Source organism: Microbacterium sp. ProA8 (genome assembly GCF_039905635.1).
Lineage (GTDB): Bacteria > Actinomycetota > Actinomycetes > Actinomycetales > Microbacteriaceae > Microbacterium > Microbacterium chionoecetis.
Map to the genome: position 1 here is coordinate 206,444 of NZ_CP157000.1, position 25,731 is coordinate 232,174.

Below are 25,731 nucleotides of genomic sequence, written 5' to 3' on the forward strand. Positions count from 1 at the left end.
GCAGAAACGACAAGACGGAGCAGGCAACACCCATGTGCGGAATCGTCGGAGTGGTGGGCCGTGGGTCTGCCAACCAGGAGATCTACGACTCCCTTCTGCTTCTGCAGCACCGCGGCCAGGACTCCACCGGCATCGCGACGGCCGAGCGCAGCGGGGTCGTGCACCAGCACAAGACCCGCGGGCAGGTGCGCGAGTCGTTCCGCACCCGCGACATGCGGGCGCTGCTCGGTGAGATCGGCCTCGGCCATGTGCGCTACGCGACGAAGGGCACCGCATCCAACGAGGAAGAGGCGCAGCCCTTCTACGTGAACGCCCCCTACGGCATCGTGCTCGTGCACAACGGCAACCTCACGAACACGCGTGAGCTCACCGCCGAGCTCTTCCACAAGGACCGCCGCCACCTCAACACGTCGTCCGACACCGAGCTGCTCGTCAACGTGCTGGCCAACGAGCTGCAGGCGTCGATCTCGGGCCTCGAACTCGATCCGACGCAGGTGTTCCAGGCCGTCAGCCGCGTGCACGAACGCGTCGAGGGCTCGTACGCGGCCATCGCCCTGATCGCCGGCTACGGTCTGCTGGCGTTCCGCGACCCGTTCGGCATCCGTCCGCTCATCCTCGGCACGCGCAAGCACGAGGACGGGCACTACGAGTGGGTCGTGACGAGCGAGTCGCTGGTGCTCGAGAACGGCGAGTTCGAGATCGTCCGCGACGTCGACCCGGGCGAGGCGATCTTCATCGACCTCGAGGGCAACCTGCACACCCAGCAGTGCGCCACCGACCCGAAGCTCGTGCCCTGCTCGTTCGAGTACGTCTACCTGGCTCGCCCCGACTCGGTCATGAACGGCATCTCGGTGTACGAGGCGCGCCTGCGCATGGGCGACCGGCTCGCCGACACCATCGCGAAGTTCACGCCCCGCGAGGCGATCGACGTGGTCATGCCCATCCCCGACTCGTCCCGCCCCGCGGCCATGCAGGTCGCACGCAAGCTGGGAGTCGAGTACCGCGAGGGGTTCTACAAGAACCGCTACGTCGGCCGAACGTTCATCATGCCCGGCCAGGCGGCGCGCAAGCGCAGCGTGCGCCAGAAGCTCAACGCCATGTCGAGCGAGTTCAAGGGCAAGAACGTGCTCCTCATCGACGACTCCATCGTGCGCGGCACGACGTCGAAGGAGATCATCCAGATGGCACGGGATGCCGGAGCCAAGAGCGTCACGTTCGCCTCCGCCGCGCCGCCCGTGCGCTACCCGCACGTGTACGGCATCAACATGCCTTCGCGCCAGGAGCTGGTCGCCCACGGTCGCACGATCCCCGAGATCGCGGAAGAGCTGGGCGCCGACTTCGTCGTCTACCAGGAGGTCGAAGACCTGAAGGCGGCGATTCTCGAAGGCTCCGACGTCGAGGACCTCGACATGAGCTGCTTCGACGGCCGATACATCACCGGCACGGTCACCGACGAGTACCTCGCCTGGGTCGAGGGCTCGCAGGAGAGCTGACCCTGCAAGGGGACCTCTGACGGCGAGCGCAGCGGTACGGCGTCAGCGCGGGAGAAGCGCCCGCACCTGACGGCGGATGTCGTCCACGATCTCGTCGACCGAGAGGGCGATGTTCACCGTGGCCGCCATGCTGACGAACGTGATGGCGGAGACCACGTGCGCGAGCGTGGCCGCATCGGCAGCGCTGGTGCGCTGGTCGCGCTGCAGGACGCTCGCGATCGCCTCTTCGGTCTGCACGGTGAGGGCGAGCGCCTCTCGGTGGTGGGGCTCTTCAGGGTCGCCGAAGACGATCTCGCGCAGGTAGGTGCGCCCGTTGTCGATCTGCACGCGGTTGCACTCGACGACCGGCCGGATGATCGCGATCACCGCCTCGAGGGGATCTGCGACCCCTTCGGCCGCGGCCGTGCCCTCGGCGAGTGCGGCGAGGTAGCTGGAGTTCTGCACGAGCAGGAGCAGCTCGCCCTTGTTCTTGGCATAGAGGAAGAGCGTTCCCGTGCCGATGTCGGCCTTGTCGGCGATCTGCTGCGTCGTGACGTCGTCGACCCCGTGCTCGGTGAAGAGCTCTCGGGCGGCGGCGGTGATGCGCTGGAGCTTGTCCTGCTTGTTGCGCTCGCGTCGACCGATCGGCGGAGTGTCGATGGCCATGACGTGATCCTCCGGGGTGGTGCAGACGGTGACGGGCGTTTCTGATTGTAGTCAGGAACGGGTGGACTTCAGGTGTCCGCCGCCAGGCGGCGGCACCTTCACTCCCGGTAGTGGGGCAGGATGACGCCGCCGCTGACGTAGGTCAGGGCAGCCGACACGTCGTAGGCGTGGATCGCGGAGACGTGCCGCGCGAGTGCGCTCGAGAGCCTTTCGACCTCGCGGCTCGCGAAGAACGCCGCACGGGCGCCCGGATCATCGAAGCCGAGGCTGACGGATGCGTGGAACCGCTGATCGACGGGGTTGTCGTGGGCGACGTCCGGCGTGTCCCAGAGCTTCTCGTTCCAGGGAAGGAAGGTCTGAGTCCGCAGCTCGCGGAGCACACCGGTGCCGGCGAGCGCGGGTGCGAGTTCTCCGGTGACGAACCTCCGGAAGGCCCGTCCGCCGACGTCGGGGCGCCTCCGCAGATAGACGAAGGCGCGCGCACCCGGACGCCGACCGGGCTCCGCCAGGCGATACCACCGGGCGGAGTACGGCGGCCCCGCATACAGGAGGGTGCGGCGGAAGACGTTGATCTCGTCCTTGAACGCCAGACGGGTCTGCGCACGGCCCTGCAGCGGCGCGAGGATCGACCGGAACGTGACCTCTGCGACGCCGTCGATCCTGCGGTCCGCGGGAATCGCCGTCTCGATGCCTCGGGTGTCCGGCCAGAGTCCGGGATTTCGCTCGGCGAGATGGATCTGCCGGTACTCCTCGAGTCCGGGGGTCGCCGAGATGATGCCCGAGTGGGGGCCGCTCCAGTGGTCCATGCCGGTCTGACGCGGCTGGTCGGTGCGGACCCACAGCAGGATCGATGACGTGAGGGGCTTCCTGTTGTAGGGGGCGACGCTCATGTGCTCATTCCTCTCGATGAATCGGGATGCCGGTCAGGGGGCGAGGAAGCCGACCGCGACGGGCGCGAACTGCTCGTGGAACTGGAAGATCCCGCCGTGACCGGAGTCGCGGTAGATGACGAGCTCGGATCCCCGGATGCGGCGGTGCAGGTCTTCCGAGAGCACGGAGGGCACCATCCGGTCGTTGTCGCCGTTGGCGATCAGGGTGGGCTGGGTGATCTGGGAGAGGTCGGCCGGCGCGGAGCGCCCCCACTTCTTGATCGCCTTCAGCTGCGTCCGGAACGCCTTCGTCGTGATGGGTGCGTCGCGGTCGGCGGTGCGCTCCTGGAGGCGCCTCACGAAGGCCTTGCCGGCGACCTTGCCGGTCGCGTTGCGGTTGAAGAAGAGGAACTCCTTCGGGTCGGAGCGCGTCAGCGTCGCGCGCACGATGTCGTAGTAGGTGACGCCGGCGACCTTGTCGATGTCCTTGCCGCCGGCGGGGCCGGTGCCGGTGAGGACGAGCTTGCGCACGAGCTCCGGGTGCTTGACCACGAGCGCCTGCGCGACCATGCCGCCGAGCGAGAAGGCGAAGACGTCGATCGTGTCGAATCCCAGTCCCCGGATGAAGGCGTAGGCGTCGTCCGCCATCGCCTCGACGCTGTCCGGCACCTCGCCGGTGGAAGCGCCGACACCGCGGTTGTCGAACGTGATGACGTTGCGGTCCTCCGCGATCGGATCCACGATGCGCGGATCCCAGTTGTCGAGGGTCGCGGCCAGATGCACGAAGAAGACGACGGGGACGCCGCCCTTCGGCCCCAGCTCGCGATACGCGAAGGTGACCCCGCCGGCGGAAAGGGTGCGGGTCGGTGCCTTCGCATACGACGTGGTCGGGTCGCTGCTCGTGGTGCTCATGAGGTTCTCCTTGCGGTTCGTGGGACGTCGGATGCGATGGTCCGAACAAATACGAGTGCACTCAAGTATGACTACACTCAACAACAATGTCAATTGCCAGCGCGATTCGCCGACGGGCCGGGGCCGCGCGGCCTCCGCGACCGTCGGTCTTCCCGCGCCGCCTAGGGTTGACAGGTGAGCTCCCCCTCGTCGCGACCCCTCTGGCGTGGTCGAGCGCTCGCCCTCGTGGGCATCGTGCTGTTCGCCTTCTCGCTGCGTTCGGCAGTCGCCTCGCTGTCGCCGCTGTACGACCACATCGCCGCCGACTTCGATGTGCCGGCGGCCGTCATCGGCCTGATCGGCACCGCGCCGCCGGTCTGCTACGCCGTGTTCGGCTTGCTCACTCCGGCGCTCGAGCGGCGGTTCGGGCTGGAGCGACTGGCGGTCGTCGCGATGGTCGTCGTCGCCATCGGGTTGATCCTGCGCAGCCTGGCACCGGACTCGGGGCTGCTGCTGGCCGGCACGGCGCTCATCTTCGCCGCGGTCGGCGTGGGCAACATCCTGCTGCCGCCCCTCGTGAAGCGGTACTTCGCTGATCGCGTCGGCCTCATGACCACCGTCTTCTCCACGACGATGGCGCTCGCGACGTTCCTCCCGCCCCTCGTGGCGGTGCCGGTCGCGGATGCCTCGGACTGGCACGTCTCGCTCGGACTCTGGGCCGTGTTCGCGCTGGTCGCGACCGTCCCGTGGATCGGCCTGGCGGTACGCCATGCCGCGGCCGAGAAGAGCCGTGCCGAAGCGGCGGACGCAGACGATGACGACATCGAGCAGCCGAGCCCCCGCGCCTTCGGCCGCATGTGGCGGCTGCCTGTCGCGTGGGCGCTGCTCGTCGGGTTCGCGGTGTCGAGCAGCCTCGCCTACACCGCCTTCGCATGGCTGCCGACGATGCTCGTCGACATCGCGGGCGTCACCCCCGTCGTGGCCGGCGTGCTGCTCGCGCTGTTCGGGTTCATGGGTCTGCCGGCGTCGCTGGCGGTGCCCCTATTGGTCACCCGGGCAAACGCCACACGCGCGCTGTTCGGTGTGGCCGTCGGCACCGGCTTCGCGGGCCTCGCCGGGCTGCTCTTCCTCCCCACGGTGGCGCCGTGGCTGTGGGTCGCGCTCCTCGGGCTGGCACCGTTGCTGTTCCCGATGATCCTCGTGCTTCTCGGCCTCCGCACCCGCACGCACGAGGGTGCAGTGGCGCTGAGCGGGTTCGTGCAGAGCGGCGGCTACGCGATCGCCGCCCTCTTCCCCGTCGGCATCGGACTCCTCCACGACGCGACGGACTCCTGGACCGGCCCGCTCATCGTGCTCGCCGTCGTGGTCGCAGCGGCCATCCCCGCCGGCGTCGTCGCCGCGCAGCCGCACACCGTCGAGGACGACTGGGAACGTCGCCACGGCGCCTGGTGAGGCATCCGACGTTCTCAGGCAGTTCGCGATATATCGTGTTAGGTTCGCCGACGTGACCATCGACCCGACGCCGGAATCCCCCGAGACCCCTGAATCCCTCGAGACTCGTGTGCGCACCGAGATCGCCGCTGCCGAGGCTCCCCACCGTCCGATCCGACGGATGCTGCGCCGCGCGCGCGTCTGGATCGACGGGCATCCGCGGCTCAACCGCGCCTACCGGTTCGGCGTCGGCACGGTCGGCGGCATCCTCGCGGTGGGCGGACTGCTGCTCGTTCCGCTGCCGGGGCCGGGATGGCTCGTGGTGTTCCTCGGGCTCGCCGTGCTCGGCACCGAGTTCCACTGGGCGCGGCGAGCAGCAGCGGCGCTCAAGCGCCTGCTCGACCGGTTCTGGGCGTGGTGGCGAGCGCGACGCGCGGCGCGCGCGGGCGACGCGGCCTAGCGGGGCCGGCCCTCCCGCGCGCTCAACACCCGGGCGTGCCGCGCTGCGGGCACACGCCACTCACCCTGCACCCGCGCGCGAACACGGGGGTGCAGGGTGAAGGTGACGGAGGTGTTTAAGCCTGCGACGACGAGACGGGCGAGGTCTCGTCCTCGTCTTCGTCGTTGTACTGGTCGGCCCACTTGTCGACGAACTCGTCGTCGTGGTGACCGAGCTCGCGCTCGAGTGCCGAGTAGTTCACGTTGTACGTGTCGTACTTCAGCTCACGGGCGATCTTGGTGTGCTTCGCCTTCTGACGGCCACGCCCCATGCGAGACCCCCTCATTTAAGGTCGCGGGCTATTCTGCGGGCTCTGGGCCTCGCAAACCCGGGCATTCACGAATCCGGCTTCGAACCGGTAAGAGTAGCATTCAGGATAACACGGAGCCCCGGTAGCCCGGCCGCTGCGGCCCCAGGGGCATAGGAGGAGTGCGGACATATGACCGATGAGGCATCCGAGCCCCAAGGTGACGCGACGAGTGACGAGAGCCTCCACGGGGCGGTGATCGCGGGGGTGATCCCCGACCAGTCGCCGCGGGTGCTCAAGGAGGCGGCCCGGTACGCGAAGCTGCTCCAGGTGCCGCTGGTCGTCGTCCACGTCGATGTGACCCGCTTCGTCACCTACGAGGACCCCGATGGGTACGTCCACTCGGCGCCGATCGACATCAACATCGCGGCCGGCGAGGGTGAGCTGGCGAAGGTGCAGAGTGCCGCGGCATCCGTTCTCGGCGATGCCGGCCCGCACTGGACGGTGCGCCAGCTGGTCGGCGACCCGGCGATGGCGATCAAGCACTTCGCCGATCAGATCGACGCCCGGCTGATCGTCGTGGGCACGCGCAAGCGGGGCTTCGGCGAGTCCGTCCGCGAGTTCTTCACGGGTGCGGTCGGCGTGCGCCTCGCGCACCGGCAGCACCGCCCGATCCTGGTCGTGCCGCTCGGGGAGCCGGTGCCCGACGACGAGGAGATCTGGCCCGCATAAGCACCGCCGCACGACGCAGAAGGGTGATCCCGCCGATGGCGGGACCACCCTTCTGGTTTCCGGGGGAGGATGCGGAACAGGATGCCGCGGCTCAGCCGCGCAGCGCGCGCGTCACCTCTCGGGCGACCTGGTCGAGCTCGCTCGCGACCTGATCCACGATGGATGCCGCGAGCTCGCCGCCGCGCGCCACATGGACGCGGACGTCGCCGCGCAGGTTCGCGCGGAACTCGTTGACCAGAGCGTCGAGGCGCTGCATCTGCTCGCGGCTGCGGACCCGCGGGTCGTCTTCGCGGGGGCCCTGGGGCGTCGACTCGCGCTCGTCGTGAGACGCGGCGGCCAGATCGGCGCGCAGGCTCTTCATCGCCTCGCGGACGCTGCCGCGCACCTCGTCGGCGATGAGCCGCACCGAGTCGGCGAGTCCCGCCTCGATGCCCACGAGGTCGCCCGCGCGCGCCTGCACTTCGGCGTGGCCGGCCTCGGTGATCGCGTACACGGTCTTGCGGCCGTCGACCGACTTGGTCACGAGTCCCTCCTCTTCCAGCTTCGCCAGGCGCGGGTAGATGGTGCCGGCGCTGGGGGTGTAGGTGCCCCCGGTGCGGTCCGACAGGGCCTGCATGATGTCGTAGCCGTGGCGCGGCCCTTCATCGAGCAGGTTCAGCAGGTACAGGCGCAGATCGCCGTGGGAGAAGACCGGGGTCATCACAGCTCTCCTCGGTCGAAGCCGGCCGCCGCTTCACGGGCGGCCGAGTCATCGGTGCCGTCGGCCCCATCGGAGGTCGTCGGCGTGGATGCGCCGGGCGTCTCGGACGCCAGGGGTGCGGCATCCGCAGACGGGGTGGCCGCGCGTCGCAGCACCGTGATGTCGCCCGAGACGCTGTGGGCGCGCACGTCGGCGAAGCTGCCGCTGAGTTCGCCGACAGAGCCGGCGAAGTTCGTGGTCGGGCCCGTGCCGTTGCCGGAGCGGACGACGCCGTCGACCTGCACCCGACCGCTGACGCTGCGGACGACGTAGTTGGCCGGGTAGCCCTCGTCCAGGCGCACCGTCGAGCTGCCGCTCACGGTGTTGAGGCCGACCGAGAGGATGTCGCCGGTCGAGTCGACCAGCACCGCGCCCGAGACCGTGTCGATCGTGGCCTTGCGGAGCGTGCCGGTCGCAGCGACGTCGCCCGAGACGCTGTTCGCGTTGAGCGCGCCGACAAGCTCGCGCACCTGCACGTCGCCCGAGACGGCGTTGACCGAGAGGTCGCCGCTGAGTCCGTCGACGATGATGTCGCCCGAGACCGTGTTGAGGGATGCGTCGCCGCGGAGGCCCGAGACGAGGGCGCTGGCGCTGACGACGCCGAGGGTGAGGGCGACCTCGCGGGGGACCGCGACGCTGATCTCGGCCTTCGGTCCGCCGGCCCCGAAGTTGCGGAACACCTCGAGGAAGTTGTCCCAGCGCAGCTGCGGGTGGTCGATCTCGACGTGGTCGTCGGAAACCTCGATGCGGAGGTCCTTGACGGTGACGTCGTGCACTTCGATGCGGATGCCGGGCTCGTCGTGGGCGACCACGTCGATCTGCCCGCCGACGAGTCCGATCTTGAGCGTGCGCACGGTCTCGATGTCGATGACGCGCGTCTCGCCCGGGTGGATGATCCACTTCTCCAGGGTCATGACTGCTTCTCCTGCGTATCTCGGGGGTTTCAATTCGCGATATATCGCGTTGCCTCAGAGTAACACGATATATCGCGAGTCTGTCAAGGCCGCGTTCCGGATCTTCAGGTTCTTCCGGGTTTGGGGCGCATGGGTGACGCTTGGGGCGCACGCCGTGCGCCCCGAGTGCACGCCACGCGCCGCAAACCCTGCAGTGACGCCGTGCCCGCGCTTGACCTTGACGCAACGTCAACCTTTAACGTGGTCAACGAGCCGAGAGAGGAGAGGCGACATGGACCAGGACGAATGGTCGATCCAGCAGATCGCCAAGCTCGCGGGCACCACGAGCCGCACACTGCGTCACTACGACGACATCGGGCTGCTTCCGCCGTCGAGCATCGGCCACAACGGGTACCGGTACTACGACCGAGCGGCGCTCGTGCGCCTGCAGCGCATCCTGCTGCTGCGGGAGCTGGGACTCGGCCTGCCGCAGATCGCCCAGGTGCTCGAGCGTGAGACCGCGGAGGAGTCGGCTCTCGAGGCTCACCTGGCGTGGCTCCGTCAGGAGCAGGACCGGCTGGCGCGACAGATCGCGTCGGTGCAGCACACCATCGACGCACTGAGAGGAGGTGAGGGAATGATGGCAGAGAACATGTTCGACGGCTTCGACCACACGCAGTACAAGGACGAGGTCGAACAGCGCTGGGGAAAGAAGGCGTACGCCGACAGCGACCGCTGGTGGCGCTCGATGAGCGCCGACGAGAAGGCCGCGTGGCAGCAGCGTGTCTCGGACCTCGGCCGGGACTGGATCGCCGCCGCGGAGGCGGGGATCGCCCCCGACAGCGACGAGGCGCAGGCGCTCGCGAAGCGCCACGTCGAGTGGCTGACCGGCGTGCCCGGCACGCCCGCGTCCGCGCCCGGGGGTGACGTGAAGGGCTACGTGCTCGGTCTCGGCGAGATGTACGTCGCCGATCCGCGCTTCGGCACCAACTACGCGACGAGCGACGGAGGCACCCGCGGGGCGGAGTTCGTGCGAGACGCGCTCCGCGTCTACGCGGAGGCGCAGCTGTAGGCGCGAAGGCCCCCGCAGGACAGACGGATGCCGCGGCCCACTCCGGCCGCGGCATCCGCTGTCTTCACATCTGTGGTGCAGATCAGGTGTTGCGGTTCCCGCTGATCACTCTGAACAGGAATGCGATCAGCGCGATGACTCCGACGATGATGGCCACCCACAGCAGCCAGCTCAGTGCGGAGTTGAGGCCGCCGACGATCGCGAGCACGATCGCGACGACGATGATGATGATCAGGGCGAGGTTCATGGGACGTTCTCCTTCTGCGTTGTCGATGCAGGGAATGCACCGCATGCCTCGTGGGCATGAATCGACAGTGGCACCCCGGCGACGCGGTCCGTAGGGGCTTGACGGCGCTGGTTTTCCGGTGATAAGTCGGCCGGCCGACCGGTGATACGGCCGACGGGCGGCGATGTCAAGCCCCGTGAGCGCATCCTCGCGCATCCGTATTTTCGCGGGTATGAGCACATCCGCCTCCACCGACCCGACGACCGCCCACCACGACGGCTCGTTCCCTCCGCAGGAGCAGGAGCAGCCCGGTCTGACGGAGGAGACCCGGCCGGAACCGGACCTCGGCGAGCGCTCGTACCGCGGCGCGCTGCGCCTGACCGAGCGGCGAGCACTCATCACCGGCGGCGACTCCGGCATCGGCCGGGCGGTGGCTATCGCGTTCGCACGCGAGGGCGCCGATGTCGCACTGACCTACCTGCCCGAGGAGCAGGAGGACGCCGACGAGACCTCCCGCTGGGTCACGGAGGCAGGGGTGCGCGCGCTGCCCATCGCCGGCGACCTGCGGGAAGAGGACTTCTGCGCAGAGATCGTCGACCGTGCCGTCGGCGAGTTCGGCGGCCTGGACGTGCTCGTGCTCAACGCCGCGTACCAGAAGGACCGCGAGGGCATCGAGAAGCTCGAGACCGCCGAGTGGGACCGCGTGTTCCGCACCAACCTCTACGCGCAGATGTTCACGGCGCGGGCCGCGGTGCCGCACATGCAGCCCGGTTCATCGATCATCGTGACGACCTCGATCCAGGCGTTCAACCCCTCGCCGGGGCTGATCGACTACGCCATGACCAAGGCCGCGCAGGTCGCCTTCATCAAGGCGCTCGCGCAGGAACTGGGCCCGAAGGGCATCCGTGTGAACGGCGTCGCCCCCGGGCCGATCTGGACACCCCTCATCCCCGCGACGGGATGGGATGCCGAGCGGCTCGAGTCGTTCGGCCAAGACACGCCCCTGGGACGGGCGGGGCAGCCTGCTGAGCTCGCCGGTGCCTACGTGTACCTGGCGAGCGACGACGCGTCGTATACGTCGGGGGCGATCCTGCCGGTGACCGGGGGCAAGGGCCTGTGACATCCGCCCACGCGGCGGTGACCGAAGGAGGAAGCCATGCCAAAAGGACGCGGGTCGAATCTCAAGGACCGCGAACTGTACGAAGAGCTCCGCGAAGAGGGTGCCTCGAAAGAGAAGGCGGCGCGCATCTCGAATGCCGCTGCCAGCCAGGGCCGCAAGACCGTCGGCCGTCGCGGCGCCAAGGCGGAGAACTACGACGACCGCACCGTGCCCGAGCTGCGCAAGCGTGCCAAGGAGCTCGGCCTCAAGGGGTACTCGGGCAAGAAGAAGTCCGAGCTGGTCGCGATGATCCGCAACCACTGACGACGTGGTCGCCGGTCCCGCCGCGTGCGCTGTCGAGTCCATCGACGGGCGCTCCGGCGGGACCGACGACCCGGGTGGCGTGAGCGGATGCCGAAGCTCGTCCGCGTGCGCCCCTACCAGGATCCGGGGTTCCGTCGGCTGCGTTCCGGATCCGGGTTCCGCTACCTCGACGCGAAAGGCCGTGCGCCGGGGCAGAGACATCTGGCCCGTATCCAGGCGCTGGTGATCCCGCCGGCATGGCAGGACGTCTGGATCAGTGCGCGTCCGGAGGGTCACATCCAGGCGGTCGGCGTCGATGACGCCGGCCGTCGGCAGTATCTGTACCACGCGGACTGGACCGCCGGCCGCGACCGCGGCAAATTCGCGCGTGCCCTGGCGCTGGCCGAGGCGCTGCCGCGCGCCCGCGCCCGGGTGACGACATCGCTGCGACGGGACGGGCTCGACCGGGAACGGGTGCTGGCGGTCGCATTCCGGCTCCTCGACGACGCGGCCCCGCGCATCGGCTCGGAGCGCTACCTCGCCGCACACGGCAGCCGGGGCCTCACGACCCTGCAGCGACGGGATGCCACGGTGGAGGCATCCGTGGTCACGTTCGCTTTTCCGGGCAAGAGCGGCAAACGGCAGCTTCTCGAGATCGACGACGCGGAACTCGCGGCGGTCATCGAACTGCTCGCCGCCGGAAGGCCCCGTTCGCCGCTGCTCGCGTGGCAGCGCGGCAGCCGGCGCGTGCCGCTCACGCCGGCCGAGGTGAACGCGTACGTGCGCTCTCTGACCGGGGGCCGGTTCACCGCCAAGGACTTCCGCACCCTGCGCGGAACCATCCTCGCTGCCGAGGCACTGGCACGCATCGGCACGGTCGACACGAAGACGGACCTCAAGCGCGCCGAGGTGCTGGCGGTGCGGGTCACCGCCGAGGCGCTCGGCAACACGCCATCGGTGGCGCGCGGCTCGTACATCGACCCCCGCGTGTTCGCCCGGTACCGAGACGGCCAGCTTCTCGACCTGTCCATCACGCCCGAGTCCGCGATCCGCGGCCTGCTCCGACAGGGCCGCTGAGCCCTTCGACAGGCTCGGCGATCGTCGGTTCCGGTCGCTGAGCCTGTCGAAGCGCCCTTCGGCAGGCTCGGGGGCCGTGAGGTGCCGGAGTAGCGTGAAGGGATGCCGCAGCCCGTCGACCCGCGCGTGCTCGGCGTCACCGTGGCGGGCGGAGCGATCGGCGTCCTCGCACGCGCGCTCCTGGTCGCACCTGTGGAGGATCCGGCGGCCGTGCCGTGGGTGACGCTCGGCATCAACGTCGCCGGATCGCTGATCCTCGGGATCGTGGTCGGCTGGCTCGATGACCGCCGCCCGCTCGCCCGCGCCTTCCTCGGCACTGGGATCCTGGGCGGCTTCACGACCTACAGCGCATTCGCGGTCGCGACGGCGCTGTGGGTCACGACGCCGTGGCTCGCGGCGGGGCTGGCCGCGGCATCCGTCATCGCAGGCGTCGCGGGAGCGCTCGCCGGGCTCCTCCTCGGACGCCGGATCTCGCACCGACAGGGCCGGGTCGAACTCCCCGAGGACGCCGAGTGAGCCCCTGGCTGCTGCTCGCCGCGCTCGCCGGCGGCGGGGGCGCCGGACTCCGCTACGTCGTCGACCGGCTGCTCACGCCGGCGGGCGGGATGGGGTTTCCCTGGGGGATCCTCGTGGTGAACGTCTCGGGGTCCTTCGCCCTCGGCGTGATCACCGGGCTCGGGGCCGCCATCGCGCCCGAGCTGTCACTGGTTCTCGGGCTCGGTCTGCTCGGCGGGTACACGACCTTCAGCACCGTCTCGGTCGAGACGGTGCTGCTCGCCCAGCGGAAGCGCCGTCGGGATGCCGCACTCAACCTCCTCGGCACATTCGCGCTCGCGGTCATCGCGGCCGGCCTCGGGCTCCTGCTCGGCGGGGAGATCGCGGCGTCCTGAGCGCAGGGGCTCAGGAATCTCAGATGAGAACCGCATGAAATACTGACAACCGATACATCTCCGTATCGTGCGGGCTCCCGCATCCCTTGCACCACCACACCAGCGAAGGCCTCTGTGTGTCGAACCTCGCCGTCCTGAGTCTCAAAAACCGTGCTCTGATCGCTCTGATCACGATCGTGGCCGCCATCTTCGGCGGACTCGCACTCACGAACCTCAAGCAAGAGCTCATCCCCTCGATCGAGTTCCCCGCGCTCATCGTCGTCTCGACCTACCCGGGCGCGTCGCCCGAGGTCGTGAGCAACGACGTGTCGGTGCCCATCGAGACCGCCATCCAGGGTGTGCCGGGGCTCGAGTCATCGACCGCCACCAGCACGACGAACGCCTCGATCGTGCAGGCGTCCTTCACCTACGGCACCGACCTCGCGACCGCCGAGCAGAAGATGACGCAGGCGATCAACCGCATCCAGAGCCAGCTGCCCGAGGGGGTCGACCCGAGCGTCATCTCGGCGAGCATCGACGACTTCCCAGTGATCCAGGTGGCCGTCACCGGCTACGACGACGAAGCGACGATCCAGGCTCAGCTCGAGGCATCCGTCGTCCCCGATCTCGAGGATGTCGACGGGGTCAACGCCGCGCAGATCGTCGGCGGCGTCGGCCAGCGGGTCACGATCACCCCCGACCAGGCGGCGCTCGCCGCGGCGGGCTTCACGCAGCAGGCGATCAGCGACGCGCTCGAGCAGAACGGCGTGCTGTTCCCGGGCGGTGAGGTCACCGAGAACGACGAGACGCTCACGGTGCAGACCGGCTCGAAGATCACGTCGGTCGACGAGATCGCGGCGCTGCCGCTCGTGCCCTCGACGGCCGAGCAGCTCCAGGGCGGCGCGACGACCATCGCGGATGTCGCGACCGTCGTCGAGGAGACCGACCCGGTCACCACGGTCTCGCGCGTGAACGGCGAGCCGGCTCTGACGATCGCCGTCACCAAGCTGCCCGCGGCCAACACCGTGGACGTGTCGCGCGGCGTGCTCGCGCTCCTTCCCGACCTCGAGGAATCCCTCGACGGCGCCGAGTTCACCGTCGTCTTCGACCAGGCCCCCTACATCCAGGAGTCGATCGACACGCTCGCGAAGGAAGGTCTGCTCGGCCTCGTCTTCGCCGTGCTCGTCATCTTCATCTTCCTGCTGTCGGTGCGCTCGACGCTCGTGGCCGCGATCTCGATCCCGACGAGCCTGCTCATCACCTTCATCGGCCTGCAGGCGTTCGGCTACTCGCTGAACATCCTGACGCTCGGTGCGATCACGATCGCGATCGGACGCGTCGTCGACGACTCGATCGTCGTCATCGAGAACATCAAGAGGCACTACGTCGGGGATTCCGACAAGAAGACCGCCATCCTGCGCGGCGTCCGGGAGGTCGCCTCCGCCATCACGGCGTCGACCATCGTGACCGTCGCGGTGTTCCTGCCGATCGCGTTCGTCGGCGATGTCACGGGCGAGCTCTTCCGTCCCTTCGCGATGACCGTCACGATCGCCATGACCGCGTCGCTCTTCGTCGCGCTGACGATCGTGCCGGTGCTGGCGTACTGGTTCCTGAAGCCCGGCAAGCCGATCCTCGACGCCGAGGGCGTCGCGATCGACCCCGAAGACCCGGCCGCCCCGCCGAGCCGCCTGCAGAAGTCGTACCTGCCGATCCTCCGCTGGACGCTCAAGCACTCGTGGGTGACGCTCGCGCTCGCCGTGCTGGTGCTCGTCGGCACGATCGCCGCCGCGCCGTTCATGAAGACCAACTTCCTGGGCGACTCCGGCCAGAACACCTTCACGATGACGCAGGACATCGGTCCGGCGCCTTCGCTCGAGGCCGAGAGCGCTGCGGCGGAGCAGGTCGAGGAGGTGCTGCTCGGCATCGACGGCATCGACACCGTGCAGGTGTCGATCGGCTCGAGCGGCTCGGCGCTGCGCGACGCGTTCTCGGGTGGCGGCAGCGGCATCACCTACTCGATCACCACCGACTCCGGCGCCGACCAGGTGGCGCTGCGCGAAGAGGTGCAGGAGGCGGTCGCCGAGCTCGACGACGCCGGCGAGATCACGGTCGCGTCGGGGGGCGGCGGCTTCGGCTCGACCGACATCGCGATCGACGTGACCGCTCCCGACTCCGACACCCTGCAGACTGCGACGGATGCCGTCATCGACGCCGTCGACGGCGCAGAAGGCGTCGGCCAGGTCTCGAGCAACCTCGCGGCGTCGCTGCCCTACATCGCCGTGACGGTGGACCGCGACAAGGCGGCGCAGCTCGGCCTGTCGGAGGTCGCGGTCGGCGCGCTGGTGTCGAACACCATGCAGCCGCAGTCCATCGGCACCGTCGAGATCGACGACACGTCGCTCACGGTGTACCTCGCCGCCTCCGAGACCCCGGCGTCGCTCGATGAGCTGCGTCAGCTGCAGGTGCCGAGCGCCACGGGCCCCATCGCACTCGAGGAGGTCGCGACGGTCGAGCAGAGCGAAGGTCCCACGTCGATCACGACCGAGGCCGGCGAGCGCACGTCGACCGTGACGGTGACCCCGTCGACCGACGACCTCGCCACCGCGTCCGCCTCGGTGACGACCGCCCTCGCGGACGCCGACCTGCCCGCCTCGGCCGATGCGACGCTCGGCGGCGTCGTGACGCAGCAGCAGGATGCGTTCTCGCAGTTGGGTCTCGCCCTGCTCGCGGCCATCCTGATCGTCTACATCGTGATGGTGGCCACGTTCAAGTCGCTGCGCCAGCCGCTGCTGCTGCTCGTCTCGGTGCCGTTCGCGGCGACCGGCGCCATCCTGCTGCAGATCATCACGGGCGTGCCGCTCGGCGTCGCGTCGCTCATCGGCGTGCTGATGCTCATCGGCATCGTGGTGACGAACGCGATCGTGCTCGTGGACCTCGTGAACCAGTACCGCGAGAAGGGGCTCAGCGCGCACGACGCGACCGTCGCCGGCGGCTCTCGCCGTCTGCGCCCGATCCTCATGACGGCGCTCGCCACGATCTTCGCGCTGACGCCGATGGCGCTCGGCATCACCGGCCAGGGCGGGTTCATCTCGCAGCCGCTCGCGATCGTCGTGATCGGCGGCCTGGTGTCGTCGACCGTGCTGACGCTGCTCGTGCTGCCGACGCTGTACAACCTCGTCGAGGGTGCGAGGGAGCGGCGCGCAGCGCGTCGTCGCGACTTCGGTGACGAGAACGGCGGCGACGGCGGTCCGGCTCCCGAGGGCGAGGGCCCGCAGGGCGGAACGGATGCCGCAGCCGAGCGTGAACTCGTCGGCGCCGGTGTCGGCGCGGGTGCGGGAGTCGCTGCGGCCGGGTCAGGTTCGGGTGCCGCGGGTGCTGGTGCCGGCGGCGCGGGCGCTGGCGCCGCGGGTGCCGGTGCCGCCGGTGCGGCGGGTGTCGCAGCCGCCGCAGCAGGTGCGGCCGCGCTCGAGACCCGGCGCCAGCGTCGCCAGCGCGAGCGCGGCGGGGTGGCAGAGGTCGCCGTGCCGGTGATCGAGGAGGGCCCCGACGTCGAGGTGTCGGACTCGGCGCCCGCTCCGGCGATCGTGGACGCCGTGCCCGCGGACGCCCAGGAGCAGTCTTCGGCGTCCGCCGGCGCCGACTCGCCGGTGGACTCCGCCGTGCCCGTCATCGATGCCGCGCCGACGGGTCAGCCCTCGGACGAGGTGGTGGGCGAGCCGCTCGACGTCGCGGATGCCGACGTGCCGGATGCCGCCTCGGAGGCGCCGGTGGCCGAGCCGGATGCCGCCGCGTCCGAGTCTTCGGAGAGTGCCGTCGAGACGGAGCCCGAGACCGACACTGCGCACGACACCGCGCCGGCGGAGGAGTCTGAGCTGACGAGCGATGACACGTCCGGGACGGACGCCGATGCGGCAGCTGTGGCACCGATCGACGTCGAAGGCGAAACCGACGCGTCGGGTGGATCCGAGACGGAGCCCGGCGGACAGTCCGAGGCCGTGGCGGATGAGCCGCGGTCGGAGCCCGTCGTGGATGAGCCGCAGCCCGAGGTCTCGACGGGTTCAGGGGACGAGCCCGAGGCGGAGCCCGCCGATGAGGCCGCGACCGCGACCGAAAGCCACGAGCCCGAATCCGAGCCCGTCGCGGATGAGGCCGCTGCGTCCGAGGAGCCGGAGACCGTGCACGGCGACGCGACGGACGACGGCGGGGCCGCCTCCGAGTCTTCGCCCGCAGTCGAGGCCGAAGCTGAGGGCCGGCCAGGACCGGCCGATGGCCCCGAGACGAACGACGAGCCCGCTTCCGACCTCGATGGCGAACACGACGAGCGTCGCCACGACGCCTGACGCCCGACTCGAACGAGCCTGAAGGGGGCGGGTGCCGCGAGCAGCGGCATCCGTCCCCTTCTGTGTTGCGGACGATTCCCGCCGGGCGAGAACGCGATCGGCGGTCAGCTCTTCTTCAACTCTTCGGCGAACATCACGAGGATGCCGCTGGGACCGCGGAGGTAGGTGAGCTTGTAGACGTCCTCGTAGGTGGCCACGCCGCGCAGCGGATGGCAGCCGTGGCGTGCGGCGATCTCGAGTGCTTCGTCGATGTCGTCGACGGAGAAGGCCACGCGGTGCATGCCGATCTGGTTGGGCAGAGTGGGCTCGGTCTCGATGGCGTCGGGATGGATGTACTCGAAGAGCTCGAGCTGACCGTGACCGTCGGGCGTCTGGAGCACGGCGATCCTGGCGTGGTTGCCATCCAGGCCTACGGCGGTGTCGGCCCATTCGCCGCTCACCGTGTCACGGCCGAGCACCTTCAGGCCCAGGTCGGTGAAGAAAGCGATCGCCGCATCGATGTCCCGCACGGCGATGCCGACATTCTCGAGCTTGATGGCCATGAGCGGCATGCTACTCATAGGCCCCGACGCGGTCCTAGTGCGACGTGAGGCCAGCCTGCCAGCGGTGCTGCTCACGGGCGAAGAGCACGGCGAACGTCCCCCACACGCCGATGTCGTCGGCGAAGCCGAGCGGCCCCAGAAGCAGCTCGGGGATCAGATCGATCGGCGCGAACGTGTACACGACGGCGGCGATCGCCACGACCCATGTCGTCGGTGCGACACGATGCTCGCGGCGCTTGATCGCCCTGAGGAATCTCCACCACATGCCCCCCAGTGTGCGCGCGCCGCACGCCGGAGGGCCCGTCGAGACGGAATCGTGATCGATCAGTCAGAAGATGCACAGCCCGCGCTCAGCGGGTCACGGCTCGCCCTGATCCGACTCCTCGTCAGGGATCTCGTCGCTGCGGGGCCCGACGAAGTCGCCCGTGATGGTGTGCTCGCGCTCGACATCCTTGATCACATCGGTCTTGAGATCGCTCGCGGGATTGCCGTCTTCCGGCGACAGGCGCGGAACGAAGCTGTCGGTCATCACACTCTCCTTCGCGGCTGAGCTCGCCTAGCGGTCAGCCTTCTCGTCCTCTTCCGGCTCGAACGTCGACGGCACGCCGGTGTGTCCCGCGGCGACGCCGTCGGGTGCGTCGGGGATCGTCTCGTCACGCCCGAGGCCGCCCGGCTTGCGGGTGCCCTCGTCGTCCGTCTTCGGCTCTTCTGCGTTGCGGTCCATGTGGTGCTCCCTTCGTCTCGAGGGGAAACGTACGACCACCCGCGCGCGTACGGACCCCGGTTGACAAGAGCGAAGCGGCGCGGCAGGGCGCTTCGCTCACACGCGCAGCGGTCAGGATGCGCGCAGCGGTCAGGATGCGCGCAGCGGTCAGGATGCGCGGGGGTCCGCGCGCCGCAGCTCTCGGTGGATGACGCGGGCGACGGCCCGCGCGTCGAGGCCGATCTGGAAGAGCTGCCCCTTCAGGGGATTCCAGAGCCCGACGAACCGCAGCCCCGGTGCGCCGGGCGCGGATGCCGCACCCGTCACGATCGGACCGCCACGGCCATCGAGCACCCCGAGGTGACCGAGCACCGTGGTGAGCCCGGTGGTGTAGCCGATCGCGGCGATCACGGCATCCGGCGTGAAGCGTGTGCCGTCCGCGAAGACCGCCTCGGATCCCTCGAAGCGCTCGAGCGCGGCGACGGGAGTGACCGCGGCGGTGCGCAGCGCGGCCACGAGACCGACGTCGATCGTCGGCGTCACGCCCGTCGCGCGTGCCTGTGCGACCACGCCGGCGCGAGCGCGCGGCATCCCGTACCGGGACAGATCGCCGAGAGCCACCCGCTGCAGCAGCCGGTTCACCGGGTCGACGAGCACCGCAGGCAGGAAGTCCATCGGGACGGCCATCAACGTGGTGGGAAGGGGTCCGAACTGCCGCGGGATGATGTTCGGCGGCGTCCGGATCGACAGGCGCACGTCCGCCGCTCCGTGCTGGGCCAGGTCGGCGGCGATCTCGGCACCCGTGTTGCCGGCACCGACGACGAGCACCCGCCGGCCGGCGTACTCCGCCGGGCTGCGATACGCGGACGCGTGGATGACGGCGCCCTCGAATCCCTCCTGCCCCGGCCACCGCGGCTGGACCGGGATGTTGTTGTAGCCCGTCGCGACGACGATCTGCCGAGCACGCAGCGGGCCGGCATCGGTGGCTGCGACCCAGTGCCCGTCGTCGCGCTCGAGGCGGTGCACCTCCGTGCGGAACCTCGGCTCGAGGCTGTGCAGCCGGGCGTAGACGCGGAGGTAGTGCGCCATGTCGTCCTTGGCGACCCAGCGCCCGAACCGACGGGGCATGCGCAGGCCCGGCAGGGCGGATTGGACGCGGGGAGTGTGCAGGTGGAGCCGTTCGTAGCGTCCGGCCCACGTGTCGCCGACGGCGTCACCGCGGTCGACGACCAGCGCGTCGATCCCCTGACGTTTCAGACAGGCGGCGACGGCGAGGCCCGCGGGCCCCGCTCCCACGACGAGCACGTCAGCAGACATGGTCCTCCCGAGGGGAACGTTAGCGGTGCGGCCCCGCCACGTCATCCCCGGCGTCCCACACGCGCGTCGAACGCCGGCACGCGAGCCGGCGCGCAGTCGACGACGCCAGCCCGACGCGCTGTCGGAGCGTCGGGCTACCGTGGGCCGCATGGTGTTCGCGAATGCAGGAAGTCTGGGCGCCGCTCCCGGCAAGCGGGATGAGCTCGTGCGCCACCTCACGCGCCGGAGCGACCACCTGCGGGAAGTCGGCTGCCTCCTGTACGAGGTGGGCGTGAACGACGCGGATCCCGACACGGTGTACGTGGTCGAGCTGTGGGAGAGCGCCGACGCGCATCGCGCCTCGCTGGCGCTGCCGGAGGTGCAGGCGTCGATCGCGGATGCCCGCCCGCTGCTCTCCGGAGCATTCGGCGGCTTCCAGTTCGATGTCGTCGGGTCGCCGCTGCGCGACGGATCGGCCCCGGCGCCGCCCTGACGGCCTCGGCGACGCGCGCTCAGCTGCCCTCGTGGGACGGCCGCGTCAGTCCTGCCGGCCGGCGACGCCGAGGAAGCGGATGAAGACCGCGATCCAACCGAAGATCAGTGCGAAGACGATGATCTCGAACGCGGTGAGGGAGAAGAAGCCGACCGCCGGGATGAAGAGGATCACCGAAGCGACCATCGCCGCGAGGAACGCCCATGACGCGACGAAGTAGGTGCGCGGCATCCCGCGCAGGAACTTCGGCCCGCCGATGAGCAGGACGAGGAACATCGCCGCCATGCCGGACGCCGAGAGGTTGTGCAGCGCGAGGTTCACGTCGACGGGGAACACGCCGACGCACGCGAGCATGATGCCCATGATGGCGAAGAGCACGGGAACGATGCGCGGCCCGCGCGGGTTCTCGAGCACCCCCGCCGCCGCGAGGGCGCGCATGTCGTTGGCGATGTAGACGGCGAAGGTGGTCACGAGCAGACCCGCCGCCATGAGGGTGCCGTTGAACACCCAGCTCGACAGGTCGTCCTCGAAGGAGCCGAGATGGCTGAAGTGGATCGTCCACCACTTCGGGTCGGGCGTCGTGACCATGGCCGTGAGCGTGCCGATGGCGATGAATGCGAGCAGCAGCGACGACATGCGCTGCGTCGTCATCGCCGACACGGAGAGGAACACGATCCACGCCGTCATGCCGAGGGTCACCGCCATCAGCACGACCGCCCAGAAGGTCACGATCGGCAGCCCGATGAAGCCCATGGCGAGCACGCGATACAGCGCGTACACAGCCACGAAGGCGAGGGCGGTGTGGACGATGACCACCGAGATGGTGTTGACGATGAACTTCCACGACGGCAGCGTCTGCCGCCACTCCTGCCCGGGGCGGTTGCGCGCTCGCCAATACTCGGTCGTCGAGGCCGCGGCGGCCACCACTGCCGCGCCGCACGCCGCCCACACCGCAAAGGAGTCGGCTTGGCCGGCGAGCTGCAGATCCGGCGCGAACACGCCGACGAGGAGGCCGTAGATCGCGCCGACGGCGCCGGCGGCGAGACCGGCGTAGACCGCCTGGGACTCCGCGCGGCGGCCGGGCGTCGGTGCTGCCGTGTCGGGCAGCGGCGAGGTGTTCATGGTGCTCACGAGGTCAGAGTACGACCCGGCCACGGCGTGCGGGGCGTTCGGCACGACACGATCTGGTGACGGATGTCTCCTCGGCCGTCACGGTGCGCCGGCGACCGAGGGCTCGCGATGGCCCATGTCGCATCCGCTCAGGCGCCGCGCTGCAGCCAGGGGCGCAGCATCCGTGTCACCCACGGCAGCACCGCGTACGTCATCACCGGGGTGAGCAGCACCGTCGTGAGCAGGACCCGAGCGATCAGCGGCCACTCCGCGAACCCCGGGACGTAGCCGAGGAGCCACGACGCGAGGAGATTCGTGGGGAAGAAGCCGAGCCAGATCGTGACGGCCTGCTTCCAGCGCGCCGGGGCGGGCGGGATCGGCTGCTGGACCGGTCCGGTGGACGGTGCCGTAGCGATGTCCGGATGCCGCGACTCGACGTTCGTCGCGAACGGAGCGTCGAACCAGCCCTCGATGCCGGTGCGTCGCTCGACCCGGACCTCGTTCGCGAAGGCACGGCCGGAATCGAGCCACCACGAGCGCTGCGGCGAATCCTCCCAGGCCTCGAGGGTCGGGATGTCGCGGAAGCGGTAGAGCATGTACCAGAGGTCGCTGCTCTCGCCGGCGCGGACCCAGCCGGAGCCGAGGAAGCCCGTGAAGCCGGCGGCGAGGTCTGTTCCCGCCTGCATCCAGCTCGTGGCTTCTGCGGTGCGGGAGGGGTCGATGCGTCGCTCGATCGCAACGGTGATGGGATGGGCAACGGGTTCTGCCATGGCATCCATTCTCCGGTGGCGCAGGCGTCGGCGCGGCGCCGACGGGTGGCGACGGGTGCGGCCGCCAGAACGCGGGAAAGCGCCAGCAGCCAGGCGCCCATCGTGACGAACGCGACCAGCTCGAACAGTGCGAGCGTGATGAACCCGGCTGTCAGCACGACGATGCCCACGGTGAGCAGCGCGACGCAGAAGGCGGTGATGCGTCGGAACCGGCGGCTGCGACCGGGGATCGTGAGGCCCGTGGCGACCGTCGCGAGGAACGACAGCCCCAAGCAGGCCGCGATGATGTCGTGCATGACGGCGCTCACCGGGATGGGAACGAGCCCCACGGCGGTGAGGTGAAGACCGGCCGACACGATCGACCCGCGGAAGCCGCGCGTCCTGCGGCGACTCATGCCGGCGGGGAGGGCGACCGCGACCAGCACGCCATAGGCGGCCAGGAAGAAGCCCGAGAAGATCGCGATGCTGTTGAACGCTCTGCCGGAGAAGTCGGAGTGCGTGCCCAGCTGGGAGAAATGGTGGTGCCACCACGTCGGGTCATGGCTCGTGAGCAGCGAGACGAGCACGCCCACCGGGAGCGAGAGCACCGCGAGCCGCCCGACCTGGTGCGCGACGAGCGCATGGTCGGGCTGGACGGGCGCTGCGCCCCGCCCCGGCGGGTCGGCATCATCGGCGGTCGGCGTCTCGGTCACCCGCGGCGGCGTGGCCGCCGTCCGGTGGGTGGCAGCACGCACGCGAGCCTGTCGGGCGGCAGGCGCGATCGCGCGAGGCGTCGCGGCTGGACCGCTGGTTGCGTCGGAAAGGGTCGTGGGAGGCATTCGACTCACGATCGGTTCTGTACGACGCCCCCCGGTGCCGACATCCCCCAATAGACCCCGACCCCGGAGTCCGCCGGTTCTGACGACAAATCCCCAGTTCAGCAGTCAGCGCTGATCAGCAAAAAACGCTGGTCAGCGACGAGCCGCTGAGTCAAACAGTAGCCCGGCCTCCGGGGAGAATGCCCGGCGGATGACGAACCGCCTCAGCGCTCGTGCTCAGCGCCCGTGCAGGCGGGATTGGTACTCTGGCAGGGTCGGCTCTGGACACCGCGTGTTGCGGATCGGGTTTGTGAGTCTTTGGGGCCGATGGTCTGGGCGCGTCCGCCCTGACGACCATCACATCGAATGGCCCCCGGCCGACGAACAGTCCGGGTAACTCCTCGCCGCCGCAGGCGGCATCGCACGCATGCGCGCGGGGGAGTGCTGTTCCGCGAGAACAACCCAGAGAAGGACACACCGTGCCCAAGAACAAGAAGCCGGCCGGCGGCCGCGCGGCCAAGAACTTCGAGCCCCGCTACGGCGCGAAGTCCAGCTATCAGGACCGCAAGCGCCGCCCGGGCGAATCGTCGGCGGGTCAGACGGGCAGCCGCAGCGCCGGCCACCGCGGCCACCGGCCCGAAGAGGCGGATGCCTCGCCCAAGCGCCGCTGGAACGCCCAGGAGCGTGCCGGCCGCGGGGAAGCCCGCGCCATCCGCACCCACGCCCACGACGACCGTCCGGCCCGCTCGCAGGGTGACCGTCCGACCCGTTCGTACGGCGAGCGGCTGGCACGCTCGCAGGGGGACCGTCCGGCGCGTTCGTACGACGATCGCCCGCGACGGGACGACCGTCCGGCGCGTTCGTACGACGATCGCCCCGCTCGCTCGCAAGGGGACCGTCCGGCCCGTTCGTACGACGACCGTCCGGCCCGCTCGCAGGGTGACCGTCCGGCCCGTTCGTACGACGATCGCCCGCGTCGGGACGACCGTCCGGCCCGTTCGTACGAGGATCGCCCGCGTCGCGATGACCGTCCCGCCCGCTCGCAGGGCGACCGTCCGGCCCGTTCGTACGACGACCGCCCGCGCCGGGACGACCGTCCCGCCCGTTCGCAGAGCGTCCGTCCTCGCCGGGACGGCGCCGCCAGCCGGTCGGATTGGAACGCTCCCGCGCGCACGGCGGCGTACGAGGCCCACGTCGACGTCGTGCACGAGCGCCTCCAGGCCGAGGCGATCCAGGCCGACAACGTCGCCGAGGCGACCTTCGGCGACCTGGGCCTCGGAGAGAACATCGTCCGTGCGCTCGCGGATCTCGGCGCCGCGTCGCCGTTCCCGATCCAGGCAGCGACGATCCCGCCGATCCTCCACGGCAAGGACGTGCTCGCGCGCGGCCGGACCGGGTCGGGCAAGACCATCGCGTTCGGTGCGCCACTCGTCGAGAGCGTGCTGCGCTCGCAGGCCGGACAGCGCCGCGAGTTCGCCCGCGCGCCGAAGGCGCTCATCCTGGCCCCGACGCGCGAGCTCGCGCTGCAGATCGACGGCACGATCCAGCCGATCGCGCGCAGCGTGGGACTGTTCACCACCCAGATCTACGGCGGCGTGCCGCAGGGGCGTCAGGCCGGCGCGCTGAAGCGAGGCGTCGACATCGTCATCGGCACTCCCGGCCGCATCGAGGATCTCGTCAACCAGGGCAAGCTCGACCTCTCCGAGATCCGCATCGTCGTGCTCGACGAGGCCGACCACATGTGCGAGCTGGGCTTCCTCGAGCCGGTGCAGCGCATCCTCCGTCACACCGCCAAGGGCAGCCAGAAGCTGCTGTTCTCGGCCACGCTCGACCGTGAGGTGGCGGCGCTCGTCGACGAGTTCCTCGTCAAGCCCGCCGTCTACGAGGTGGCCGGCGAAGACCAGGACTCGGGCACGATCGAGCACCGCGTGCTCGTGATCGAGCACCGCGAGAAGGCCGAGATCCTCGACTCGCTCGTCGCGCGCGAAGGCAAGACGCTCGTCTTCGCCCGCACCCGCGCCTACGCAGAGATGCTCGCCGACCAGTTCGACGACGCCGGCATCCGTGCGGTCGCCCTCCACGGCGACCTCAACCAGGCCAAGCGCACCCGCAACCTCGAGAAGCTCACCTCGGGTCGGGTCAACGTGCTGGTGGCAACGGATGTCGCGGCTCGAGGCATCCACGTCGACGACATCGATCTGGTGGTCCAGGCCGACGCACCCGACGAGTACAAGACCTATCTGCACCGCTCGGGGCGCACCGGCCGCGCCGGACGCTCGGGCACCGTGGTGACGCTCATCACCCGTCAGCGCCGCCGCCGCATGGGCGAGCTGCTGGACCGCGCCGAGATCGACGCGCCGTTCGAAGAGGTCGCACTCGGCGACGACCTGCTCGAGGAGCTCTCGGGCCGTCAGCTGTCCCACGTCGACCGCTGATCTCCGTCGAAGCGGCTCCACCTGAGGGTGGGGCCGCTTCGTCGTCCGGTCGCGAGATCGACCGCTGATCGCCTCGCGACGGACGCGATCCCGCGGGGGCTGATCGCGCTGACAGGGGCGGATCCGGCGGCGCCCGGGCGTCGCCGCTTTTTCGGCTCTT

The 25,731-nt window shown here is 69.9% G+C and carries 27 protein-coding genes and 1 pseudogene; 14 read left to right on the plus strand and 14 right to left on the minus strand.

Going from position 1 to position 25,731, the window contains the following annotated elements; translation table 11 throughout:
• Window positions 1-32 precede the first annotated feature (32 nt).
• Window positions 33-1,493 (plus strand): amidophosphoribosyltransferase, encoded by a 1,461-nt coding sequence (purF, locus tag ABG085_RS00995; protein WP_347977591.1) that lies wholly within the window; start codon window positions 33-35, stop codon window positions 1,491-1,493.
• Between the two features lie 42 nt (window positions 1,494-1,535).
• Here purF and ABG085_RS01000 read toward each other — a convergent pair whose 3' ends face one another.
• From ABG085_RS01000 to ABG085_RS01010, 3 genes are all read right to left on the minus strand, one after another.
• Window positions 1,536-2,138 carry a TetR/AcrR family transcriptional regulator gene (locus ABG085_RS01000; protein ID WP_347977592.1) on the minus strand — a complete coding sequence of 201 codons (603 nt, stop codon included), beginning with the start codon at window positions 2,136-2,138 and terminating at the stop codon, window positions 1,536-1,538.
• A gap of 98 nt (window positions 2,139-2,236) precedes the next feature.
• Window positions 2,237-3,028 (minus strand): strictosidine synthase, encoded by a 792-nt coding sequence (locus ABG085_RS01005; RefSeq protein ID WP_347977593.1) that lies wholly within the window; start codon window positions 3,026-3,028, stop codon window positions 2,237-2,239.
• A gap of 33 nt (window positions 3,029-3,061) precedes the next feature.
• On the minus strand, window positions 3,062-3,919 hold the full coding sequence (locus ABG085_RS01010; protein WP_347977594.1) for an alpha/beta hydrolase: 858 nt from the start codon (window positions 3,917-3,919) through the stop codon (window positions 3,062-3,064).
• A 174-nt stretch (window positions 3,920-4,093) separates the two neighbouring features.
• Between ABG085_RS01010 and ABG085_RS01015 the strand changes: the two genes are divergently transcribed.
• Together ABG085_RS01015 and ABG085_RS01020 are read left to right on the plus strand one after the other, a co-directional pair.
• Window positions 4,094-5,350: an MFS transporter gene (locus ABG085_RS01015; RefSeq protein ID WP_347977595.1), complete on the plus strand. Its 1,257-nt coding sequence runs from the start codon at window positions 4,094-4,096 to the stop codon at window positions 5,348-5,350.
• A gap of 52 nt (window positions 5,351-5,402) precedes the next feature.
• Window positions 5,403-5,789, plus strand: a complete 387-nt coding sequence (locus ABG085_RS01020; RefSeq protein ID WP_347977596.1) for a TIGR02611 family protein — start codon at window positions 5,403-5,405, stop codon at window positions 5,787-5,789.
• Between the two features lie 115 nt (window positions 5,790-5,904).
• Here the strand turns inward: ABG085_RS01020 and ABG085_RS01025 are convergent, their stop codons facing one another.
• Window positions 5,905-6,099 carry a DUF3073 domain-containing protein gene (locus ABG085_RS01025; protein WP_163616007.1) on the minus strand — a complete coding sequence of 65 codons (195 nt, stop codon included), beginning with the start codon at window positions 6,097-6,099 and terminating at the stop codon, window positions 5,905-5,907.
• A gap of 168 nt (window positions 6,100-6,267) precedes the next feature.
• Between ABG085_RS01025 and ABG085_RS01030 the strand changes: the two genes are divergently transcribed.
• Window positions 6,268-6,807 (plus strand): universal stress protein, encoded by a 540-nt coding sequence (locus ABG085_RS01030; RefSeq protein ID WP_347977597.1) that lies wholly within the window; start codon window positions 6,268-6,270, stop codon window positions 6,805-6,807.
• A 91-nt stretch (window positions 6,808-6,898) separates the two neighbouring features.
• On the opposite strand, the gene ABG085_RS01035 is transcribed toward ABG085_RS01030, so the two are convergent.
• A complete protein-coding gene (locus ABG085_RS01035) occupies window positions 6,899-7,507 on the minus strand; it encodes a PadR family transcriptional regulator (protein ID WP_347977598.1) in 609 nt (202 codons plus the stop codon).
• Entirely contained in the window at window positions 7,507-8,460 is a 954-nt protein-coding gene (locus tag ABG085_RS01040; RefSeq protein WP_347977599.1) for a DUF4097 family beta strand repeat-containing protein, read from the minus strand. Before ABG085_RS01040 ends, ABG085_RS01035 begins: the two co-directional genes overlap by 1 nt.
• A gap of 271 nt (window positions 8,461-8,731) precedes the next feature.
• On the opposite strand from ABG085_RS01040, the gene ABG085_RS01045 reads away from it, so the two are divergent.
• On the plus strand, window positions 8,732-9,511 hold the full coding sequence (locus ABG085_RS01045) for a MerR family transcriptional regulator (RefSeq protein WP_347977600.1): 780 nt from the start codon (window positions 8,732-8,734) through the stop codon (window positions 9,509-9,511).
• Window positions 9,512-9,593: 82 nt separating this feature from the next.
• Here ABG085_RS01045 and ABG085_RS01050 read toward each other — a convergent pair whose 3' ends face one another.
• A complete protein-coding gene (locus tag ABG085_RS01050) occupies window positions 9,594-9,758 on the minus strand; it encodes a hypothetical protein (RefSeq protein ID WP_194412039.1) in 165 nt (54 codons plus the stop codon).
• Window positions 9,759-9,969: 211 nt separating this feature from the next.
• Here ABG085_RS01050 and ABG085_RS01055 point away from each other — a divergent pair, with 211 nt between their 5' ends.
• The 6 genes and pseudogenes from ABG085_RS01055 to ABG085_RS01080 form a co-directional block, all read left to right on the plus strand.
• The gene (locus ABG085_RS01055; RefSeq protein ID WP_347977601.1) at window positions 9,970-10,857 is read left to right on the plus strand and encodes an SDR family oxidoreductase; all 888 of its coding nucleotides are present in this window, start codon (window positions 9,970-9,972) and stop codon (window positions 10,855-10,857) included.
• Between the two features lie 36 nt (window positions 10,858-10,893).
• Window positions 10,894-11,160: a Rho termination factor N-terminal domain-containing protein gene (locus ABG085_RS01060; protein ID WP_347977602.1), complete on the plus strand. Its 267-nt coding sequence runs from the start codon at window positions 10,894-10,896 to the stop codon at window positions 11,158-11,160.
• Window positions 11,161-11,247: 87 nt separating this feature from the next.
• Window positions 11,248-12,216 carry a DNA topoisomerase IB gene (locus ABG085_RS01065; protein WP_347977603.1) on the plus strand — a complete coding sequence of 323 codons (969 nt, stop codon included), beginning with the start codon at window positions 11,248-11,250 and terminating at the stop codon, window positions 12,214-12,216.
• Window positions 12,217-12,318: 102 nt separating this feature from the next.
• Window positions 12,319-12,732, plus strand: a complete 414-nt coding sequence (locus ABG085_RS01070; RefSeq protein WP_347977604.1) for a CrcB family protein — start codon at window positions 12,319-12,321, stop codon at window positions 12,730-12,732.
• Complete coding sequence (locus ABG085_RS01075; RefSeq protein ID WP_347977605.1) at window positions 12,729-13,106, plus strand: CrcB family protein; 378 nt, start codon at window positions 12,729-12,731, stop codon at window positions 13,104-13,106. The genes ABG085_RS01070 and ABG085_RS01075 overlap by 4 nt, the downstream gene beginning before the upstream one ends.
• Window positions 13,107-13,222: 116 nt before the next feature.
• Window positions 13,223-16,297 (plus strand): annotated as a pseudogene (locus tag ABG085_RS01080) (efflux RND transporter permease subunit); the annotation flags it as partial.
• 1,232 nt (window positions 16,298-17,529) lie between these two features.
• Here the strand turns inward: ABG085_RS01080 and ABG085_RS01085 are convergent.
• The 5 genes from ABG085_RS01085 to ABG085_RS01105 form a co-directional block, all read right to left on the minus strand.
• Window positions 17,530-17,967 (minus strand): VOC family protein, encoded by a 438-nt coding sequence (locus ABG085_RS01085; RefSeq protein ID WP_347977606.1) that lies wholly within the window; start codon window positions 17,965-17,967, stop codon window positions 17,530-17,532.
• Between the two features lie 34 nt (window positions 17,968-18,001).
• Window positions 18,002-18,232: a YkvA family protein gene (locus ABG085_RS01090; RefSeq protein ID WP_347977607.1), complete on the minus strand. Its 231-nt coding sequence runs from the start codon at window positions 18,230-18,232 to the stop codon at window positions 18,002-18,004.
• Window positions 18,233-18,325: 93 nt separating this feature from the next.
• Window positions 18,326-18,496 (minus strand): hypothetical protein, encoded by a 171-nt coding sequence (locus ABG085_RS01095; protein ID WP_347977608.1) that lies wholly within the window; start codon window positions 18,494-18,496, stop codon window positions 18,326-18,328.
• Window positions 18,497-18,523: 27 nt separating this feature from the next.
• Window positions 18,524-18,691 (minus strand): hypothetical protein, encoded by a 168-nt coding sequence (locus ABG085_RS01100; protein ID WP_347977609.1) that lies wholly within the window; start codon window positions 18,689-18,691, stop codon window positions 18,524-18,526.
• A gap of 147 nt (window positions 18,692-18,838) precedes the next feature.
• Window positions 18,839-19,987, minus strand: a complete 1,149-nt coding sequence (locus ABG085_RS01105; protein ID WP_347977610.1) for an NAD(P)/FAD-dependent oxidoreductase — start codon at window positions 19,985-19,987, stop codon at window positions 18,839-18,841.
• Between the two features lie 148 nt (window positions 19,988-20,135).
• On the opposite strand from ABG085_RS01105, the gene ABG085_RS01110 reads away from it, so the two are divergent.
• Entirely contained in the window at window positions 20,136-20,459 is a 324-nt protein-coding gene (locus ABG085_RS01110) for a putative quinol monooxygenase (RefSeq protein WP_347977611.1), read from the plus strand.
• Window positions 20,460-20,504: 45 nt separating this feature from the next.
• Here ABG085_RS01110 and ABG085_RS01115 read toward each other — a convergent pair whose 3' ends face one another.
• Together ABG085_RS01115 and ABG085_RS01120 are read right to left on the minus strand one after the other, a co-directional pair.
• On the minus strand, window positions 20,505-21,581 hold the full coding sequence (locus ABG085_RS01115) for a DUF998 domain-containing protein (RefSeq protein ID WP_347979253.1): 1,077 nt from the start codon (window positions 21,579-21,581) through the stop codon (window positions 20,505-20,507).
• A 137-nt stretch (window positions 21,582-21,718) separates the two neighbouring features.
• The gene (locus tag ABG085_RS01120; RefSeq protein WP_347977612.1) at window positions 21,719-22,348 is read right to left on the minus strand and encodes an antibiotic biosynthesis monooxygenase; all 630 of its coding nucleotides are present in this window, start codon (window positions 22,346-22,348) and stop codon (window positions 21,719-21,721) included.
• Between the two features lie 93 nt (window positions 22,349-22,441).
• Here ABG085_RS01120 and ABG085_RS01125 point away from each other — a divergent pair, with 93 nt between their 5' ends.
• Entirely contained in the window at window positions 22,442-22,681 is a 240-nt protein-coding gene (locus tag ABG085_RS01125) for a hypothetical protein (RefSeq protein WP_347977613.1), read from the plus strand.
• Window positions 22,682-23,615: 934 nt separating this feature from the next.
• Window positions 23,616-25,571 (plus strand): DEAD/DEAH box helicase, encoded by a 1,956-nt coding sequence (locus ABG085_RS01130; protein ID WP_347977614.1) that lies wholly within the window; start codon window positions 23,616-23,618, stop codon window positions 25,569-25,571.
• Window positions 25,572-25,731: the final 160 nt, after the last annotated feature.

What these genes read in the sequence shown, in the direction of transcription:
- purF (WP_347977591.1), top strand. Translation starts at nt 33, where the DNA reads ATGTGCGGAATCGTCGGAGTGGTGGGCCGTGGGTCTGCCAACCAGGAG.
- ABG085_RS01000 (WP_347977592.1), bottom strand. Translation starts at nt 2,138, where the DNA reads ATGGCCATCGACACTCCGCCGATCGGTCGACGCGAGCGCAACAAGCAG.
- ABG085_RS01005 (WP_347977593.1), bottom strand. Translation starts at nt 3,028, where the DNA reads ATGAGCGTCGCCCCCTACAACAGGAAGCCCCTCACGTCATCGATCCTG.
- ABG085_RS01010 (WP_347977594.1), bottom strand. Translation starts at nt 3,919, where the DNA reads ATGAGCACCACGAGCAGCGACCCGACCACGTCGTATGCGAAGGCACCG.
- ABG085_RS01025 (WP_163616007.1), bottom strand. Translation starts at nt 6,099, where the DNA reads ATGGGGCGTGGCCGTCAGAAGGCGAAGCACACCAAGATCGCCCGTGAG.
- ABG085_RS01030 (WP_347977597.1), top strand. Translation starts at nt 6,268, where the DNA reads ATGACCGATGAGGCATCCGAGCCCCAAGGTGACGCGACGAGTGACGAG.
- ABG085_RS01035 (WP_347977598.1), bottom strand. Translation starts at nt 7,507, where the DNA reads ATGACCCCGGTCTTCTCCCACGGCGATCTGCGCCTGTACCTGCTGAAC.
- ABG085_RS01040 (WP_347977599.1), bottom strand. Translation starts at nt 8,460, where the DNA reads ATGACCCTGGAGAAGTGGATCATCCACCCGGGCGAGACGCGCGTCATC.
- ABG085_RS01045 (WP_347977600.1), top strand. Translation starts at nt 8,732, where the DNA reads ATGGACCAGGACGAATGGTCGATCCAGCAGATCGCCAAGCTCGCGGGC.
- ABG085_RS01050 (WP_194412039.1), bottom strand. Translation starts at nt 9,758, where the DNA reads ATGAACCTCGCCCTGATCATCATCATCGTCGTCGCGATCGTGCTCGCG.
- ABG085_RS01055 (WP_347977601.1), top strand. Translation starts at nt 9,970, where the DNA reads ATGAGCACATCCGCCTCCACCGACCCGACGACCGCCCACCACGACGGC.
- ABG085_RS01060 (WP_347977602.1), top strand. Translation starts at nt 10,894, where the DNA reads ATGCCAAAAGGACGCGGGTCGAATCTCAAGGACCGCGAACTGTACGAA.
- ABG085_RS01065 (WP_347977603.1), top strand. Translation starts at nt 11,248, where the DNA reads ATGCCGAAGCTCGTCCGCGTGCGCCCCTACCAGGATCCGGGGTTCCGT.
- ABG085_RS01070 (WP_347977604.1), top strand. Translation starts at nt 12,319, where the DNA reads ATGCCGCAGCCCGTCGACCCGCGCGTGCTCGGCGTCACCGTGGCGGGC.
- ABG085_RS01085 (WP_347977606.1), bottom strand. Translation starts at nt 17,967, where the DNA reads ATGGCCATCAAGCTCGAGAATGTCGGCATCGCCGTGCGGGACATCGAT.
- ABG085_RS01090 (WP_347977607.1), bottom strand. Translation starts at nt 18,232, where the DNA reads ATGTGGTGGAGATTCCTCAGGGCGATCAAGCGCCGCGAGCATCGTGTC.
- ABG085_RS01095 (WP_347977608.1), bottom strand. Translation starts at nt 18,496, where the DNA reads ATGACCGACAGCTTCGTTCCGCGCCTGTCGCCGGAAGACGGCAATCCC.
- ABG085_RS01100 (WP_347977609.1), bottom strand. Translation starts at nt 18,691, where the DNA reads ATGGACCGCAACGCAGAAGAGCCGAAGACGGACGACGAGGGCACCCGC.
- ABG085_RS01105 (WP_347977610.1), bottom strand. Translation starts at nt 19,987, where the DNA reads ATGTCTGCTGACGTGCTCGTCGTGGGAGCGGGGCCCGCGGGCCTCGCC.
- ABG085_RS01110 (WP_347977611.1), top strand. Translation starts at nt 20,136, where the DNA reads ATGGTGTTCGCGAATGCAGGAAGTCTGGGCGCCGCTCCCGGCAAGCGG.
- ABG085_RS01115 (WP_347979253.1), bottom strand. Translation starts at nt 21,581, where the DNA reads ATGAACACCTCGCCGCTGCCCGACACGGCAGCACCGACGCCCGGCCGC.
- ABG085_RS01120 (WP_347977612.1), bottom strand. Translation starts at nt 22,348, where the DNA reads ATGGATGCCATGGCAGAACCCGTTGCCCATCCCATCACCGTTGCGATC.